Origin of the sequence: Actinomadura rugatobispora (assembly GCF_042656285.1) — a bacterium.
Classification (GTDB): Bacteria; Actinomycetota; Actinomycetes; order Streptosporangiales; family Streptosporangiaceae; genus Spirillospora; species Spirillospora rugatobispora.
This window is the reverse complement of record NZ_JBHSON010000127.1, coordinates 12,265-29,479: the sequence shown is the minus strand read 5'-3', so window position 1 is coordinate 29,479 and position 17,215 is coordinate 12,265. Positions and strand designations below refer to the sequence as shown.

Here is a 17,215-nt window from a genome sequence, read left to right as displayed (position 1 = left end):
GACACCTCAGGCTGGTCCTTGCGCGACACGGGGATGAACTCACCCGCCCCCGTCGCCGACAGCACCGCCGACGGCCCCACCTCCACGAAGTGGGCCACGCCCTCGGCCTCCAGCGCACGAACCCCGTCACAGAACCGGACGGTCTCGCGGACGTGCCGGACCCAGTACTCGGGGGTCGTCACCTCGTCGGACTCGACCAACCGGCCCGTCAGATTCGACACCAACCCCAGACGCGGAGCGTGGGACTGCACGGAAGCCAGCTCCTTGGCGAAGTCCTCCAGCATCGGATCCATGTGCGCGGAATGGAACGCGTGCGACACCCGCAACCGCGTCGCCTTGACCCCTCGCTCCTCCAGCGCCTTGGCCACCGAGGCTACGGCGTCCTGATCACCGGAGATCACCACCGAGGCCGGGCCGTTGACGGCGGCGATCTCCACACCACCCTCCAAGAGCGGTGTGACGTCCTCCTCAGCGGCGGCTACGGCGACCATCGCACCGCCTTCTGGGAGCGCCTGCATCAACCGGCCACGCGCCGCCACCACCTTGCACGCGTCCTCAAGGGACCACACCCCGGCCACATGAGCGGCCACCAGCTCACCGATCGAATGACCACCGACGTAGTCGGGCCGCACGCCCCATGACTCCAGCAGACGGAACAGCGCCACCTCGAACGCGAACAGGCCCGCCTGCGTGAACACCGTCTGATCGATCAAGTCCGGGCGCTCCCACACGACCTCGCGCAGCGACCCATCGAGCAGGCCGTCGAACTCAGCGCACACCTCGTCGAACGCGCTCGCGAACACCGGGAATGACTCGTACAACTCCCGGCCCATCCCCGACCGCTGCGCGCCCTGGCCCGAGAACAGCACGGCCGTCCGGCCGCCCGGAAGATCGTCCGTGCGCGGCGCGGCGTTTCCGGCCAGTTCGGTCAGGCCGGCGATCAGCTCATCGCGGTCCGCCCCGACGACGACCGCCCGGTGGTGCATCGCCGAACGCGTGGTCGCCAACGAGAACCCGACATCGACGAGATCCAGCTCAGGGCGCTCGTCCAGCCACGACGCCAGCCGGGACGCCTGCTCGCGCAGGGCGTCGGTGCTGCGCGCGGACACCGCCCACGGCACCACCGGCAGCACCTCGCCGGCGGGTTCGGCCGTGGCAGCGGGTTCCTCTTCGGGCATCTCCTCGACGATCACGTGCGCGTTGGTGCCGCTCACGCCGAACGAGGACACCCCGGCCCGCCGCGGACGATCGTCCGCCTCCCACGGCACCGCCTCGGTCAGCAGTTGCACCGCGCCGGACGACCAGTCCACCTCTCCGGACGGGGCGTCCAGGTGCAACGACTTGGGGACGATCCCCTGCCGCATCGCCTGCACCATCTTGATCACACCGGCCACACCGGCGGCCGCCTGGGCGTGGCCGATGTTCGACTTCACCGACCCCAGCAGCAGTGGCCGGCCACCCGGGCGGTCCTGACCGTAGGTCGCCAGCAGCGCCTGGGCCTCGATCGGGTCGCCCAGACGCGTCCCCGTGCCGTGGCCCTCGACGACGTCCACGTCGGAGGCCGACAGCCCCGCGTTGGCCAGCGCCTGGCGGATCACCCGCTCCTGCGAGGGACCGTTCGGGGCGGTCAGGCCGTTGGAGGCGCCGTCCTGGTTGACCGCGCTGCCCCGGAGCAGAGCGAGCACGCGGTGGCCGTTGCGGCGGGCGTCGGACAACCGCTCCAGCACCAGTACGCCCGCGCCCTCGGCCCAGCCCGTCCCATCGGCGGCGGCCGAGAACGCCTTGCACCGGCCGTCCGGAGCCAGCCCGCGCTGGCGGGAGAAGTGGATGAACGGCTGCGGTGTCGCCATCACCGTCACGCCGCCCGCCAGCGCCAGCGAGCATTCGCCCTGCCGCAGCGACTGCGCGGCCAGGTGCATCGCGACCAGCGACGACGAGCACGCCGTGTCGACGGCGACCGATGGGCCCTCCCATCCGAAGGTGTAGGAGATCCGGCCCGAGAGGACGCTCGTGGAGTTGTTGACGTCGACGAGGTAGTCCTGCAGGTTGTTCGTACCGACGAAGACGCCGATCTGGTCGCCGTGGGTCGAGGCGGGGTCGATGCCCGCGTTCTCCAGGGCCTCCCACGAGCTCTCCAGCAGCAGCCGCTGCTGGGGGTCCAGCAGCCGCGCCTCGCGTGGGGAGATTCCGAAGAACTCGGCGTCGAACCCGGCCACGTCGTCGAGGAAGCCGCCGGCGCGCGCGTAGTGCTTGCCCGGAAGGCCGGGCTCGGGGTCGTAGAGCCTGTCGACGTCCCAGCCCCGGTCGCGGGGGAAGTCCGACATGGCGTCCTCGCCGCGGTCGACCAGGCGCCACAGGTCCTCGGGCGACCGCACCCCTCCCGGGTAGCGGCAGCCCATCGCCACGATGGCGATCGGCTCGTCGACCGGCGCGGCCACCGCCACCGCGGTCGCCCGGCGAGGTCCGTCGTCGGTCAGCAGCCCCTTGATGTAGCGCGCGACCGCGGCGGCGTTGGGCTGGTCGAACGTCAGCGTGGCCGGAAGCGTCAGGCCGGTCGCGGCGTTCAGGCGGTTGCGCAGCTCGACGGCCGTCACCGACTCGAAGCCGATGTCGCGGAAGGCCCGGTCGGCGGGGACGGCCTCGATCGAGGCGTGCTGGAGCACCGCGGCCGCCTCGGCTCGGACGATCTCCAGGAGCGCCTGCTCGCGCCTCGCGTCGGGCAGTCCGGCGAGGCGTGCCGCGAGCCCGGACTTCTCGGTCGCGGCCTCGGGTGCGGCCTCCGGGGCGTTGAGCAGCCGTTCGACCTCGGGGATCCCGGCGAGCAGCGGGCTGGGCCGGAGGGCCGTGAAGATCGGCGCGAACCGTTCCCAGTCGATGTCGGCGATGACCACTTCGGGATCGTCGTGGTCCAGTGCCCGCCCGAGCGCGAGCAGGGCCAGCGGCGGGGCCATGGCGCGGATGCCCTGCTGGATCAGCTTCTGGTCGATGTCGAGGCCGGAGGCCATGCCTTCACCGGCCCACAGCCCGAACGCGACCGTGGACGCCTTGAGTCCACGCGCCCGCCTCCGCCGCGCCAGGGCGTCCAGAGAGGCGTTCGCCGCGGCGTACACGGCCTCCGCCGCGCCGCCCCAGATACCGGCCACCGAGGAGAAGCAGACGAACGCGTCCAGTTCGCGGTCGAGGAGCTCGTCGAGGAGTTCGGCCCCGGTCACCTTGGCGCCGAGCACGGCGGCGGCGTCGGCCGCGTTGAACTCGTCGAGCCCGCCCTGGCCGCCGACCCCCGCGGTGTGGAAGACCGCCGTCACCTCGTGCTCCGCAAGCAGGTCGCTCAGGGTCGAGCGGTCCGTCACGTCGCAGGCCACGATCGACACCCGCGCTCCGGCGGCCTCGACCTCGGCGGCGAGCCGGTCCGCGCCCGGAGCCGCGGCGCCCCGGCGGCTGGTGAGGACGAGATGCCCGGCTCCGTTCTCGGCCAGCCGGCGGGCGACGGCCGCTCCGATGCCGCCGGTGCCGCCCGTGACCAGCACGGAACCGCGCGGCCGCCACGCCGGCGGCGGGCTGGACGCGTCCGGCAGCGGGGCGGGGCGCAGCCGGCACCCGAACAGGCCGGACGCGCGCACGACGACCTGGTCCTCGGACGAGTCACCGGCGACCACGCCGACGAACCGGTCCAGCGTCCGGTCGTCCAGGTGAGCGGGGAGGTCGACGAGCCCGCCCCATCTTCCGGGCCGTTCCAGGCAGATCGACCGGCCGAGCCCCCAGAGCCCGGCCTGACCGGGCTCTGGCCCGGGGTCGGCGGCGCCGACGGACACCGCGCCGCTCGTGCCCACCCAGAGGGGCGCCTTGATGCCGGAGTCGTCCAGGGCCCGCACCAGCAGGACGGTGTTCGCGAGGCGCCGCGCCACGGCCGGATGCTCTGGATGCGGCTCGTCGTCGAGCGCCAAGAGGGACAGCACCCGGTCGAACGGCCCGCCCTTCGCCTCGAGGTCGTCGATCCGCGCGGCGAGGCCGCTGCGGTCGGACTCGGCCGGTTCCAGCGTGACGGCGGTGATGCCGCGCTTCTCCAGCAGGGACGGGTCGGGCACCAGCGCGTGGCGGGCGTGGCCGTCCGGGACCACGATGAGCCATCTCTGCGGGGACTGCGGCACGGCGGTGTCCGGCAGGGCGCGCCAGTCGATCCGGTAGCGCCAGCCGTCCACGGTTGACTGGTCGTCCCGGAGCCGGCGCCACGAGGACAGTTTGGGCAGGAGGCTGCGCAGAGCCTCCTCGTCGTCTCCGTCCGCTATTCCGAGGGTGCGGCCGAGTCCTTCCGCGTCGCCCTGCTCGACGGCCGTCCAGAAACCGGAGTCTTCCGTGTCGGCGGCCGCTTCGGCGGAGTCGTAGAGCCAGTAGTGCTGACGTTGGAAGGGGTAGGTGGGCAGGTCTTCGACAGGTCGCCGCTCGGCGGCGTTGAAGATCGTCTGCCAGTCCAAGGCGACTCCGGCGCTCCACAACCGCGCCATCCCCCGGGAGAAGGCCCGCACCTCGGGCTCGTCCTTGCGCCACAGCGCGACGAACCCGACTTCATCGCCCTCCAGGCACTCCGGGCCGGACGCCGACAGCACCGCCGACGGCCCGACCTCCACGAACCGGGCCACACCTTCGGCCTCCAGCGCCCGAACCCCGTCACAGAACCGGACGGTCTCGCGGACGTGCCGCACCCAGTACCGGGGATCGGTCACCTCGCCCGCATCGACCATGCGGCCCGTCAGGTTCGACACCATCGGAATGCGCGGCCGGCCGTACTCCACCCCTTCGAGGACGGCCCCGAACTCCTCCAGCATCGGGTCCATCAGCGCCGAGTGGAAAGCGTGCGACACCCGCAACCGGGTCGTTCTGATCCCGCGCGCCTCCAGTTCACCCACGACCGCCTGCACGGCGTCCCGGGCGCCCGACAGCACCACCGACTCCGGCCCGTTCACCGCCGCCAGCCCCACACCGTCGCCCAGCAACGGCGTGACCTCGGCCTCGGAAGCGCGGACCGCGACCATGACCCCGCCGTCCGGCAGGGCCTGCATCAACCGGCCGCGCGCCGCCACGACCTTGCACGCATCCTCCAGCGACCACACCCCCGCCACGTGCGCGGCCGCCAGCTCACCGATCGAATGCCCGCCCACGAAGTCGGCCGACACGCCCCACGACTCCAGCAGGCGGAACGACGCGACCTCGAAGGCGAACAGGCCCGCCTGGGTGAAGACCGTCTGATCGATGAGGTCTTCCCGCTCCCACACCACCTCGCGCAGCGGCTCGTCCAGCAGGCCCGCGAACCCGCCGCACACCTCGTCGAACGCGCTCGCGAACACCGGGAACGCCTCGTACAGCTCCCGGCCCATCCCCAGCCGCTGCGCGCCCTGACCGGAGAACAGCACCGCGACCGACCCGCGCGTCACCGTCCCGGGCACCACAACGGCGTCGGGGGCCCCCTCGGCCAGCGCCTTCAGACCGCGCAGCAAGTCCGCCGGGCCGTCGCCCACCACGACCGCGCGGTGTTCCATGGCGGTGCGGGTGTTCGCCAGTGAGAACCCGACATCGGCCGGGTCCAGGTCAGGACGTTCCTCCAGCAGCGGAACCAGCCGGGCGGCCTGCTCCCGCAGCGCGTCGGCGTTCCGCGCCGACAGCGGCAGCAGGACCGGCCCTTCCTGCCGGGAGGTCCGCTCCGGCGGGGCGGCCGCGGCCTCCTCGGGGGCCTCTTCGAGGATCACGTGCGTGTTGGTGCCGCTGATCCCGAACGAGGACACCCCCGCACGCCGCGGACGGCCATCCACCTCCCACGGCACGGCCTCGGTCGCCAGCTCGATCGCGCCCGAGGACCAGTCCACCCGCGAGGAAGGGGCGTCCACGTGCAGCGATCCGGGCACCACAGCGTGCCGCATCGCCAGCACCATCTTGATCACACCCGCCACACCCGCCGCCGCCTGGGCATGACCGATGTTCGACTTCACCGAACCCAGCAACAACGCACGATCAGCCGAACGCCCCTGCCCATAGGTCGCCAGCAACGCCTGCGCCTCGATCGGATCACCCAGACGCGTCCCCGTACCGTGCCCCTCCACCACGTCCACATCGGTCGCCGACACCCCGGCGTTGGCCAGCGCCTGGCGGATCACCCGCTCCTGAGAGGGGCCGTTGGGCGCGGTCAGGCCGTGGCTGGCGCCGTCCTGGTTGACGGCGGTGCCGCGCAGGACGGCGAGCACGCGACGGCCGTTGCGGAGGGCGTCCGACAGCCGCTCCAGCAGCAGCACCCCCACGCCCTCCCCCCAGCCGAGCCCGTCCGCGCCCTCGGCGAACGGCTTGCTCCGGCCGTCGGGCGCCAGGCCGCGCTGGCGGCTGAACTGGAGGAAGACGCTGGGCGTGGCCATCACGGTCGCACCGCCGGCCAGAGCGAGCGAGCACTCGCCCCGGCGCAGCGACTGCGTGGCCAGGTGCAGGGCCACCAGCGACGACGAGCAGGCCGTGTCCACCGTCACCGCAGGGCCCTGCAGCCCAAAGGTGTAGGCGATGCGGCCGGACAGGACGCTGCCGGCGCTGCCGATGCCGATGTTGGCTTCCAGGTTCGTCGGCACCTTGGACAGGCGGGCGCCGTAGTCGCCGTGCATCACGCCGGCGAACACGCCCGTGTCGGTGCCGCGCAGCGCGCCGGGGACGACGCCGGCGCTTTCGAGGGTCTCCCAGGAGACCTCCAGGAGCAGCCGCTGCTGGGGGTCGATGCCCACCGCGTCGCGCGGGCTGATCCCGAAGAAGGCGGGGTCGAACTCGGCCGCGTCGTGCAGGAAGCCGCCCTCGCGCGTGTAGGACCGGCCGCCCCGCTCGGGGTCGGGGTCGTAGAGCGCGGGGTCCCAGCCCCGGTCGGCGGGGAACGGGGAGACGGCGTCGGCGCCGTCGGCGAGCAGCCGCCAGAACTCCCGCGGTGTGCGGACCCCTCCGGGGAAGCGGCAGCCCATCCCGATGATCGCGATCGCCTCGTTGGACGCGGCGGTCACCTCCAGGTTCGCCTGGCGGAGCCGCTCGTTCTCCTTCAGCGCGCTGCGCAGCGCCCGGACCAGCTTGTCGTCAGCGTTCGGCATGACCTTCCCTCAGGAGTCTGCGTCGTCGAGTTCGTCGCTCAGCGCGAGGCGGATCAGCTCGTCGGCCGCCATGGAGTCCAGGTCCTCGCCGCCGCCGTCGGCCCGCGCGGGCGCCGGGGCCGTCGCGGCCGGCCCCTCGGCGAGCCGGAGCAGCGGGGCGAGCAGGCCGGACTCGCGGAGCCGGGCGATCGGGATGTTCGCGAGGGCCTCCCGGGCGGTGGCGTCCGGATCGCCGGCGGGGGCCGCGGCGGTCCGGCCGTCGTCGAGCTTGCCGTGCAGGTGGCCGGCCAGCGCGGCCGGAGTCGGATGGTCGAACACCAGGGTGGGGGGCAGGCCGAGCCCGGTGGCGGTGACCAGGCGGTTGCGCAGCTCCACCGTCATCAGCGAGTCGAAGCCCAGCTCCCGGAACGGGCGCTCGGGGTCGATGGTGCCGCGGCGGTGGTCGGCGACCGTGGCGATGTGCGTGATCACCAGGTCCAGCAGTCGGTCGCGCAGTTCCTCCGAGGTGAGGCCGTCGAGGACCACCGTGGCGTCCGCGGCCGGGGTCCGCGGTCCGGCGGCGGCCCGCGTCGCGGTGCGCAGCAGGCGGCCGAGGACGGCCGGTGCGGACTCCTGCCCGCGCAGCCCGCCCAGGTCCAGCCGTGCGGGGACGAGGGCGGGCACGTCCGCGGTGTGGGCGATGTCGAAGAGTTCGAGGCCGTCCGCGGTGTCCAGCGGCGCCACGCCGATCCGGCGCATCCGGGCGAGGTCGGCCGAGCCGAGCGAGCCGGTCATCGCGCTGGCCTCCGCCCACATGCCCCAGGCGAGCGCGGTCGCGGGCAGGCCGCGGGCCCGCCGGTGCTGGGCGAGGGCGTCGAGGAAGGTGTTGGCGGCGGCGTAGTTGCCCTGCCCGGGGTTGCCGATGACGCCCGCCACCGCGGAGAACAGCGTGAACATCGACAGGTCCGTGCCGGCGGTCAGCTCGTGGAGGTTCCAGGCGGCGTCGATCTTGGGGCGCAGCACGGCCTCCAGCCGTGCCGGGGTGAGCGCGGCGACGACGCCGTCGTCGAGCAGGCCCGCCGCGTGCACGACCGCCGTGAGCGGACGCTCGGGCGGGATCGTCCCCAGCAGTCCGGCGAGCGCGTCCCGGTCGGCGACGTCGCAGGCGGCGACCGTCGCCTCCGCGCCGAGCGCGGCGAGTTCGGCGGCCGCCTCGCCGGCGCCCTCGGCCGCCGATCCGCGGCGGCTGACCAGCAGCAGGTGCCGGGCCCCGTGCCGCTCGACGAGGTGCCGGGCGATGAGGCGGCCGAGGGTGCCGGTGCCGCCGGTGATGAGCGCCGTCCCCTCCGGGTCGAACGGGACGGGACGCTCCCGGTCCCCGAGGTCGGGGAGCCGGGCCAGGCTGGGCGCGTGGGCCTGCCCGTCGCGGACGGCGACCTGCGGTGTGAGACCGGCCTCGGCGTCGGGGAGGAGCCGGGCGAGCAGCTCGTGGGACGCCGGCGCCGCGTCGAGGTCGATCACGCTGAACCGGCCGGGGTGCTCGGCCTGGACGACCCGGAGAAGCCCCCAGGCCGGCGCCTGGGACAGCCCGGTCACCCGGTCCTCCGGCAGCGCCCCGACCGCGTCGCGGGTGAGCACGACCAGATGCGCCCGGCCGAAGGTCTCGTCGGCGAGCCACTGCTGGATCAGCTCCAGCAGGGCCGCCGTCGTGTCCCGTCCCGCCGAGGCCGCGTCGGCGCCGGTGTCGGGGTCGGCGTCGGGGAGCCCCACAGGGACGACGACGATGCCGGGGACCTCGGCGCCGGAGCCGATCGTCTCCCGCAGGGCGGCGAGGTCCGCGTGCCGCGGGGCGTCCGGAAGGCCGTCGGCCTCGCCGAGCACCGCCACACCGGTCGCGGGCAGGTCGCGGTCCGGGTCCGGCGACGGCATCGGGTCCCAGTCCAGGTGGAACAGGGACTCGTGCCGGGGCGCGGTGAGCGAGGCGCGCAGATGCCGCTCGGAGATCGGCAGGATCGCCAGCGAGTCGACCGAGGCCACCAGGGCTCCGGACTCGTCGGCGACCGTCACCTCGGTCCCGCCGTCCTCCGCCGGCGCCATGCGCACCCGCAGGGCGCGCTGCCCCTCGGCGCGCAGGTCGACGTCACGCCAGGCGAAGGGGATGCGCGGCCTTCCCCCGTCGTCCTCGGGATCGGCCAGGAGACCGGTCAGCTCCTCCGGTATGCCGTCGGCGCCGAGGACGTGCAGGCAGGCGTCCATCAGCGCGGGATGCAGGCGGAAACCGGCCTGCTCGATCGGGTCCGCGAGCCGGACCTCGGCGAACAGCTCCGCGCCCCGGCGCCAGGCCGACCGTACCGACCGGAACGCGAGCCCCCACAGGTAGTGGGCGCGCTCGTCGTGGCGGGCGTAGAGCGACTCCCCGGATTCCAGCGCGACGGCGTCGCGCGGCGGCCACTCGACAAGGTCGGCGGGCACGGGCCGCGTGGCGTCCTCGCCCTCCGCGAGGAGGCCGTGGGCCAGCGCCACCCACGGCTGCCCGGACTCGGTCGAGCGGCAGCGCACCGTGACCGGCCGGACCCCGTCGTCGCCGGCGGGCGGCCCCACGCGGACCTGCAGCTCGAACACCTGGTTCTCGGTGAGGACGAGCGGCGACTCGTGGGTCAGCTCCGCGAGCCGGGCGCAGCCGATCTCCCGGCCCGCCCACGTCGCGGCCTCGACCCACGTGGTGCCGGGCACCACCAGGCTGCCGAGGACCAGGTGGTCGCGGACCCAGGGCTGCGACCGCAGGGAGATCCGGCCGAGGAAGAGCACCCCCGAGTCGTCGAGGTCGATCCGCGAGGTCAGCAGCGGGTGGTCCGCCCCGTCCCGTCCCGCGACGCCGTTCGCCGTTGCGGACGCGGACGGGGGCGCGAGCCAGAAGCGCTCGCGGTCGAACGCGTACGTGGGCAGGTCCAGGGTGCCGTCGCGGTGCCCGTCGTGGCAGGGCGCCCAGTCGACGGGCAGCCCGCGCACGTGCGCCTTCGCGAGCGCCGTGGTGAAGGCGGTCGCCTCGTGGCCGCCGCGCAGCAGCGGGACGAACTCGGCGCCGTCCAGCCCGGGGTGCTGCTTGGCCAGCGCGGTGAGCACCGGATCGGGCCCCAGTTCGAGGTAGGTGGTGGCGCCGAGCCCGCGCAGGGTCTCCAGGCCGTCGCTGAAGCGCACGGCGTGCCGGGCGTGCCGCACCCAGTAGTCCGGCGAGCCCAGTTCCTCGGCCGTGGCCGGTTCGCCGGTGAGGTTGGAGACGATCGGGATCGACGGCGCCGCGAAGGAGAGCCCCGACAGGACCCGGCGGAACTCCTCGCTCACGGCGTCGATGTGCGGCGAGTGGAAGGCGTGGCTGACCGCGAGGCGCTTGGTCCTGCGGCCGTCGCCCGCCCAGGTCGCGGCGATCTCCTCGACGGCGGCCCGGTCGCCGGAGACGACGACCGCGGTGGGCGCGTTCACGGCCGCGATCGACACCCGGTCGTCCAGGCCCTCCAGCGACGCGCGGACCTCCGCCTCCGTCGCCTCCACCGACAGCATGGCCCCGTCCGCGGTGATCGCCTGCATCAGCCGGGCCCGCGCGGTGACCAGCGTCGCGGCGTCGGCCTCCGACAGGACACCGGCGACGTGCGCGGCGGCGATCTCCCCCACCGAGTGCCCCAGGAGATGGCCGGGCACGATGCCGTGCCGCTCCAGCAGCCGGTAGAGCGCGACCTCGACGGCGAACAGCGCGGGCTGCGCGTACTCGGTGCGGTCGAGCAGTTCCCGGTCGGCGTCGTCCGGGCCGAACAGCACCCGGGCGAGCGGGACGCCCAGGTGCCGGTCGAGGTGCCGGCACACCGAGTCGAAGGCTTCGGCGTACACCGGGTTCGTCTCGTACAGCTCCCTGCCCATGCCGGGCCGCTGGCTGCCCTGCCCGGTGAACAGGAAGGCGGTCCCGCCGGAGGCGGGCGAGCCGAGGACCGTCCCGGGGGCCGGCTCGCCGGCGGCCAGCCGGTCGAGGGCTTCGAGCATCTCGTCGCGGTCGCGGCCGACCACAACGGCCCGCCGGTCGAAGGCGTGCCGTGCCGCGAGGGCATGTCCGACGTCCCGCGCGCTCACCGCGGGCCGCTCGCGCAGATGCGCCGCCAGCCGTCCCGCCTGGGCGCGGAGGGCCTTGTCGGTCTTGGCCGAGAGGGGCCACGGCACGTCCCCCGCCGGAGGTCCGGGGTCCGGCTCCGGGGCCGGCGACTCCGGTACGGCGGGGGCCTGTTCGACGATCACGTGGGCGTTGGTGCCGCTGATGCCGAAGGAGGACACGCCCGCGCGGTAGGGGCGGCCGGCGTCCGGCCACGGGATGTCCTCGGTGACCGGCGTGACGGCGCCGGCCGACCAGTCGACGTGCGGGCTGGGCTCGTCGACGTGCAGGGTTCGGGGGATCCGGCCGTGCCGCATCGCCATGACCATCTTGATGATCCCGGCGACCCCGGCCGCGGCCTGCGTGTGCCCGATGTTGGACTTGACCGACCCGAGCCACAGCGGGCGATCGCCGTCCCGGTCCTGGCCGTAGGTCGCCAGCAGCGCCTGCGCCTCGATCGGGTCGCCCAGCACGGTGCCCGTCCCGTGCGCCTCGACGGCGTCCACGTCCGCGGGGCGGAGGCCGGCCGAGGACAGAGCCTGGAGGATCACGCGCTCCTGCGACGGCCCGTTCGGCGCGGTCAGGCCGTTGCTGGCGCCGTCCTGGTTGGTCGCGCTGCCGCGGATGACGCCCAGCACGCGGTGGCCGTTGCGTTCGGCGTCGCTGAGCCGCTCCAGCAGCAGCAGCCCGGCGCCCTCGCCCCAGCCGGTGCCGTCGGCCGCCGCGGAGAACGGCTTGCAGCGGCCGTCGGGGGCCAGCCCGCGCTGCCGGCTGAACTCCAGGAACACTCCGGGGCTCGCCATGACGGTGACGCCTCCGGCCAGTGCGAGCCGGCACTCGCCGGACCTCAGCGCCTGCCCGGCCAGGTGCACGGCGGTCAGCGACGACGAGCACGCGGTGTCCACCGTGATCGCCGGTCCGCGCAGCCCGAAGGTGTAGGCGATCCGGCCGGAGGCGACGCTGCCGGCGTTGCCGGTCACGATGTAGCCGGCGGCCTCGTCGCGGGGGTTGCCGAGGCCCCCGCCGTACTCCTGCGACCAGGAGCCCACGAACACGCCGGTGTCGCTTTCGCGCAGCGCCGCCGGGGCGATCCCGGCCCGCTCGAACGCCTCCCAGGCCAGTTCGAGCATCAGCCGCTGCTGCGGGTCGATCGCGAGCGCCTCGCGGGGGCTGATGTCGAAGAAGGCCGGGTCGAACTCGGCGGCGTCGCGGAGGAACCCGCCGGTCCTGGCGTAGGAGGTGCCGGGGTGGTCGGGGTCCGGGTCGAACAGCGTGTCCAGGTCCCAGCCCCGGTCGGCGGGGAAGCCGGTGATGGCGTCGGCCCCCTCGGCGACCAGGCGCCACAGGTCCTCCGGGGTCCGGACGCCGCCGGGGTAGCGGCACGTCATGGCGACGACGGCGATGGGCTCGCCGTCGGCGGCCCGCTCCCGCGGCGCCGTGACGGCCGCCGCCCGCCGCCCGCCGGCGAGCTCCTCGCGGACGTGGTCGGCCACGGCCGCCGGGGTGGGGCGGTCGAAGGCCAGGGTGGTCGGCAGCGCCAGCCCGGTGGCCGCGATCAGCCGGTTGCGCAGTTCGACCGTCATCAGGGAGTCGAACCCGAGCGCGCGGAACGGGCGTCCGGGGTCGATGGCGGCGGGCTCGGCGCCGGTGACCGCCGCGGCGTGCGCGACGACCAGCCGCAGCGTGCGCTCACGCTGCTCGGTCTCGGAGAGCCCGGCCAGCCGCTCCCGCAGCCCGGACGCCGCGTCGCCGCCGGCGGCCGGGGCCGTGCCGCCGGCGAGCGCCTCCGCCGCCTCGGGGAGTTCGGCGAGCAGGGGCCTGGGGCGGGCGGCGGCGAACAGGGGCGCGAACCGCGCCCAGTCCACGTCCGCGACGACGACGCCCGACTCGTCCGCGGCCAGGATCCGGTGCAGCGCGCCGATCGCCGGTTCGGGCGCCATGGCGCCGATGCCCTGGCGGCGCAGCTGCTCGGCGAAGCCGTCCTCGTCGCCCATTCCGCCGCCCGCCCAGGCGCCCCAGGCCACCGCCGTGGCGGGGAGGCCGCGGCCGCGGCGGTGCTCGGCCAGCGCGTCCGCGAAGGCGTTGGCGGAGGCGTAGGCCGCCTGCCCCGCGCTGCCCCAGACGCCGGCGATCGAGGAGAACAGGACGAACGCGTCGAGGTCGTCGAGCTCGTCGTCGAACAGCTCGCTCAGGGCGGCCGCCGCGGCGGCCTTGGCGTTGACCGAGGCGAACTCGGTGACCGACATGTCCGCGATGGGGGTGCGCCGGTTGACGCCGGCGCAGTGCACGACCGTGTTGATCGGGCCGTGCCGGTCCCGGATCCGCTCCACGAGTCCGGCCAGGGCCGCGCCGTCGCCGAGGTCGCACGCGGCGATCGTGACGGCGACGCCGAGTTCGGTGAGCTCGGCCTCCAGCTCCGCCGCGCCGGGGGCCTGCGGGCCGCGCCTGCTGACCAGCACCAGATGCTCCGCGCCCGCCCCGGCCAGCCAGCGCGCGACGTGCGCGCCGAGCGCCCCGGTGCCGCCGGTGATCAGCGCCGTGCCGCGGGCGGACCATTCGGGTTCGCCGGGGGCCGCGGCGGACGGCGCGGGCAGCAGCCGCCGGACGAACGGCCCGGAGGGGCGCACGGCGATCTGGTCCTCGCCGTCCGGCGCGCCGAGCGCGGCGCAAAGGTGCCGGGCGAGGTCCTGGCCGTCCAGGTCGCCGAGGCCGGTGGGCAGGTCGACCAGACCGCCCCAGCGCCCCGGGTGCTCGAGCCCGACGACGCGGCCGAAGCCCCAGATCTGGGCCTGGCCGGGGTGCTCGACCCGTTCGGACCGGCCGATGCTCACCGCCCCCCGGGTCACCAGCCACAGCGGCGCCTCCACGCCGGCGTCTCCGAGTGCCTGGACCAGTGCCAGGGTGCTCGCCGATCCGACGGAGACGTGCGGCTCGTCCGGATGCGGACGCTCGTCGAGACCGAGCAGCGACAGGACCCCGCCGGCCTCGCCCTCGCCGACCTCGACGGACAGCCGCGCGGCCAGCGAGGAGCGGTCGTCGTCCTCGGCCACCGCCATTCGCCGGATGTCCAGGCCCCGCCCGGTCAGGGAAGCGGCGACGGCGTCCACCCAGGGGTCCTGCGCGTGCGAGGCCGGGACGGCCAGCAGCCAGGTGCCGGTGAGCGGGGCCGCGGCGGGAACCGGCAACGGCATCCACTCGACCCGGTACCGCTCAAGCCCCTCGGCGGCCTGCGCGGGGCCGCGCCCGCCGGTTTCGGCGCGCACCCAGTAGCGCGTCCGCTGGAAGGGGTAGGCGGGCAGGGCGACCCGCCGTCCCCGGTGGATCGTGCGCCAGCCGACGGGCACGCCGTGAACGTGCGCGCTCGCCAGGGCGGCGGCCAGTTCCCGTACGTCGTCGCGGTCGCGGCGCAGTGTCGCGATGGCACCGGGAGCACCGACCATCCCGGTCAGCGTGCCGTCCGGGCCGACCTCCAGGAACGCCTCCACGCCCTGTTCCACGAGGGTCTGGACGCCCTCGTGGAAGCGGACGGTGTCGCGCACGTGCCGCACCCAGTGGTCCGGGTCGCGCAGTTCCCCGGCGGAGGCGATCTTTCCCGTGCGGTTGGAGACGATGGGGATGCGGGGGGTGCCGAAGTCCAACCCGGCCACGACCGCCCGGAACTCCTCCAGCATCGGTTCCATGAGGGCGGAGTGGAAGGCGTGGCTCACCGTGAGCCTGCGCGTCCGGTGCCCCTGCTCGGCCACCGCGCGCGCGACCGCCAGGACCGCAGTCTCGTCGCCGGAGATCACCAGCGAGTCGGCGCCGTTGACGGCGGCGATGTCCACCGCGCCCGCGCCGTGGGCCTCCAGATGGGGCCGCAGGAGCTCCTCGGTGACGCCCACCGCGACCATCGCGCCGCCCTGCGGCAGCGCGTCCATCAGGCGGGCCCGGGCGGCGACCATGGCGGCGGCGTCGGGAAGGTCGAGGACGCCGGCCACGTGCGCCGCGGTGATCTCGCCGACCGAATGCCCCGCCAGGTAGTCCGGCTCGACGCCCCAGTGTTCGAGCAGCCGGTAGAGCGCGACCTCGAAGGCGAACAGCGCCGGCTGGGTCAGGCCCGTGCGGTCCAGCGACTCCCCGGTCCAGACGGTCTCGGCCAGCGAGCCGCCGACGAGGGGATCGAGATGCGCGCACGCCTCGTCGAAGGCCTTGGCGAAGACGGGATGGGCGTCGTAGAGCCCCCGGCCCATGCCCGGGTACTGGCTGCCCTGCCCGGCGAACAGCAGCGCCGTCCTGGCCGGGGCCTCGGCGCGGCCGCGGACGACGTTCGGCGCGGGCGTGCCCTGGGCGAGCGCGGCGAGCCCGCTCAGCAGCTCCGCGCGGGTCTCGCCGATGACGGCGGCGCGGTCGTCCAGTGCGGGACGGGCGGTGGCCAGCGTGTGCGCCACGTCCGCCAAGGGCACGTCCGGGTCGGCCGTGACGAACTCGGCCAGCCGCGCCGCCTGGTCCCGCAGAGCCTGCTCACCGCGCGCGGAGATCAGCCACGACGTGGGGCCCTCCGCGCCGCCGGCCTCCTCCTGCGGTTCCGCGGCGGCCGGCTCGGGGGCCTCCTCCAGGATGACGTGCGCGTTCGTCCCGCTGATGCCGAACGAGGACACGCCCGCGCGCCGGGGCCGCCCGTCGCCGGGCCAGGACCGCTGCTCGGCCAGCAGCGAGACCTCGCCGGACTCCCAGTCCACGTGCCGGGACGGCTCGCCCGCGTACAGCGTCCGGGGCAGGACGCCGTGCCGCATCGCCTCCACCATCTTGATCACGCCGGCGACCCCGGCGGCGGCCTGCGCGTGCCCGATGTTGGACTTGACCGAGCCCAGCCACAGCGGGCGGCCCGGCGGGCGGCTCTGCCCGTAGGTGGCCAGCAGCGCCTGCGCCTCGATCGGGTCGCCCAGAACGGTGCCCGTCCCGTGCGCCTCGACCGCGTCCACCTCGGCCGCCGTCACCCCGGCGTTCGCCAGCGCCTGCCGGATCACCCGCTGCTGCGCGGGCCCGTTCGGCGCGGTCAGGCCGCTGGAGGCGCCGTCGGAGTTCACCGCCGATCCCCGCACCACGGCCAGCACCGGGTGCCCGTGGCGCCGCGCGTCCGCCAGCCGCTCGACCAGCAGCAGCCCGACGCCCTCGCCCAGCCCGGTGCCGTTGGCCTCCGCGGAGAACGCCTTGCACCGGCCGTCGGGGGACAGACCGCGCTGCCGGGAGAACTCCACCAGCAGGCCCGGCTCGGACATCACCGTCGCGCCGCCGACGACGGCGAGCCCGCACTCCCCGCCGCGCAGCGCCCGCACCGCCAGGTGCAGCGCGGTCAGCGACGACGAGCACGCGGTGTCCACCGACACCGCGGGGCCCTCGAAGCCGAAGGTGTAGGCCAGCCGCCCCGAGGCGACCGCGGGAAGGGTGCCGGTCAGCACGTGGCCCTCGACCGACTCGGCCCCGTCGTGCATCCGCGGGCCGTAGTCCTGGGCCATCATCCCGACGTACACCCCGGTGTCGCTGCCCCGCAGCCCCTGCGGGTCGACACCGGCGTCCTCGAACGCCTCCCAGGCGACCTCGAGCAGCAGGCGCTGCTGGGGGTCCATCGCCAGCGCCTCGCGGGGGGCGATCCCGAAGAACGCCGCGTCGAAGTACTCGGCGTCGGACAGGAAGCCGCCCTCGCGGGCTGTCACCGTCCCGTGCCCGTCGGGGTCGGGGTCGTACAGGCCCGCGTCCCAGCCGCGCCGCCGCGGATACCCGCCGATCGCGTCGCCGCCCGAGTCCACCAGCCGCCACAGATCCCGCGGTGACCGGATGTTCCCGGGGAAGCGGCAGGCCATGCCGATGATGGCCACCGGTTCGCTCGCCCGTTCCTCCAGGTCGCGCACGCGCTGCCTGGCGCGCCGGAGGTCGGCGGTCACCCACCTGAGGTTCTCCAGGAGCTCCTGCTCGTTGCCCATCCGATCCTCGCTCACTCGGTGGTCGTCCCGGTCGGCCG

General features: G+C 75.0%; 2 protein-coding genes. Both read right to left on the bottom strand.

Going from position 1 to position 17,215, the window contains the following annotated elements:
• On the bottom strand, window positions 1-7,103 hold a 7,103-nt coding region (locus ACFPZN_RS50450; RefSeq protein ID WP_378291392.1), incomplete at its 3' end, for a type I polyketide synthase.
• A gap of 9 nt (window positions 7,104-7,112) precedes the next feature.
• Window positions 7,113-17,192: an SDR family NAD(P)-dependent oxidoreductase gene (locus tag ACFPZN_RS50445; protein ID WP_378291390.1), complete on the bottom strand. Its 10,080-nt coding sequence runs from the start codon at window positions 17,190-17,192 to the stop codon at window positions 7,113-7,115.
• Between the last annotated feature and the right edge of the window lie 23 nt (window positions 17,193-17,215).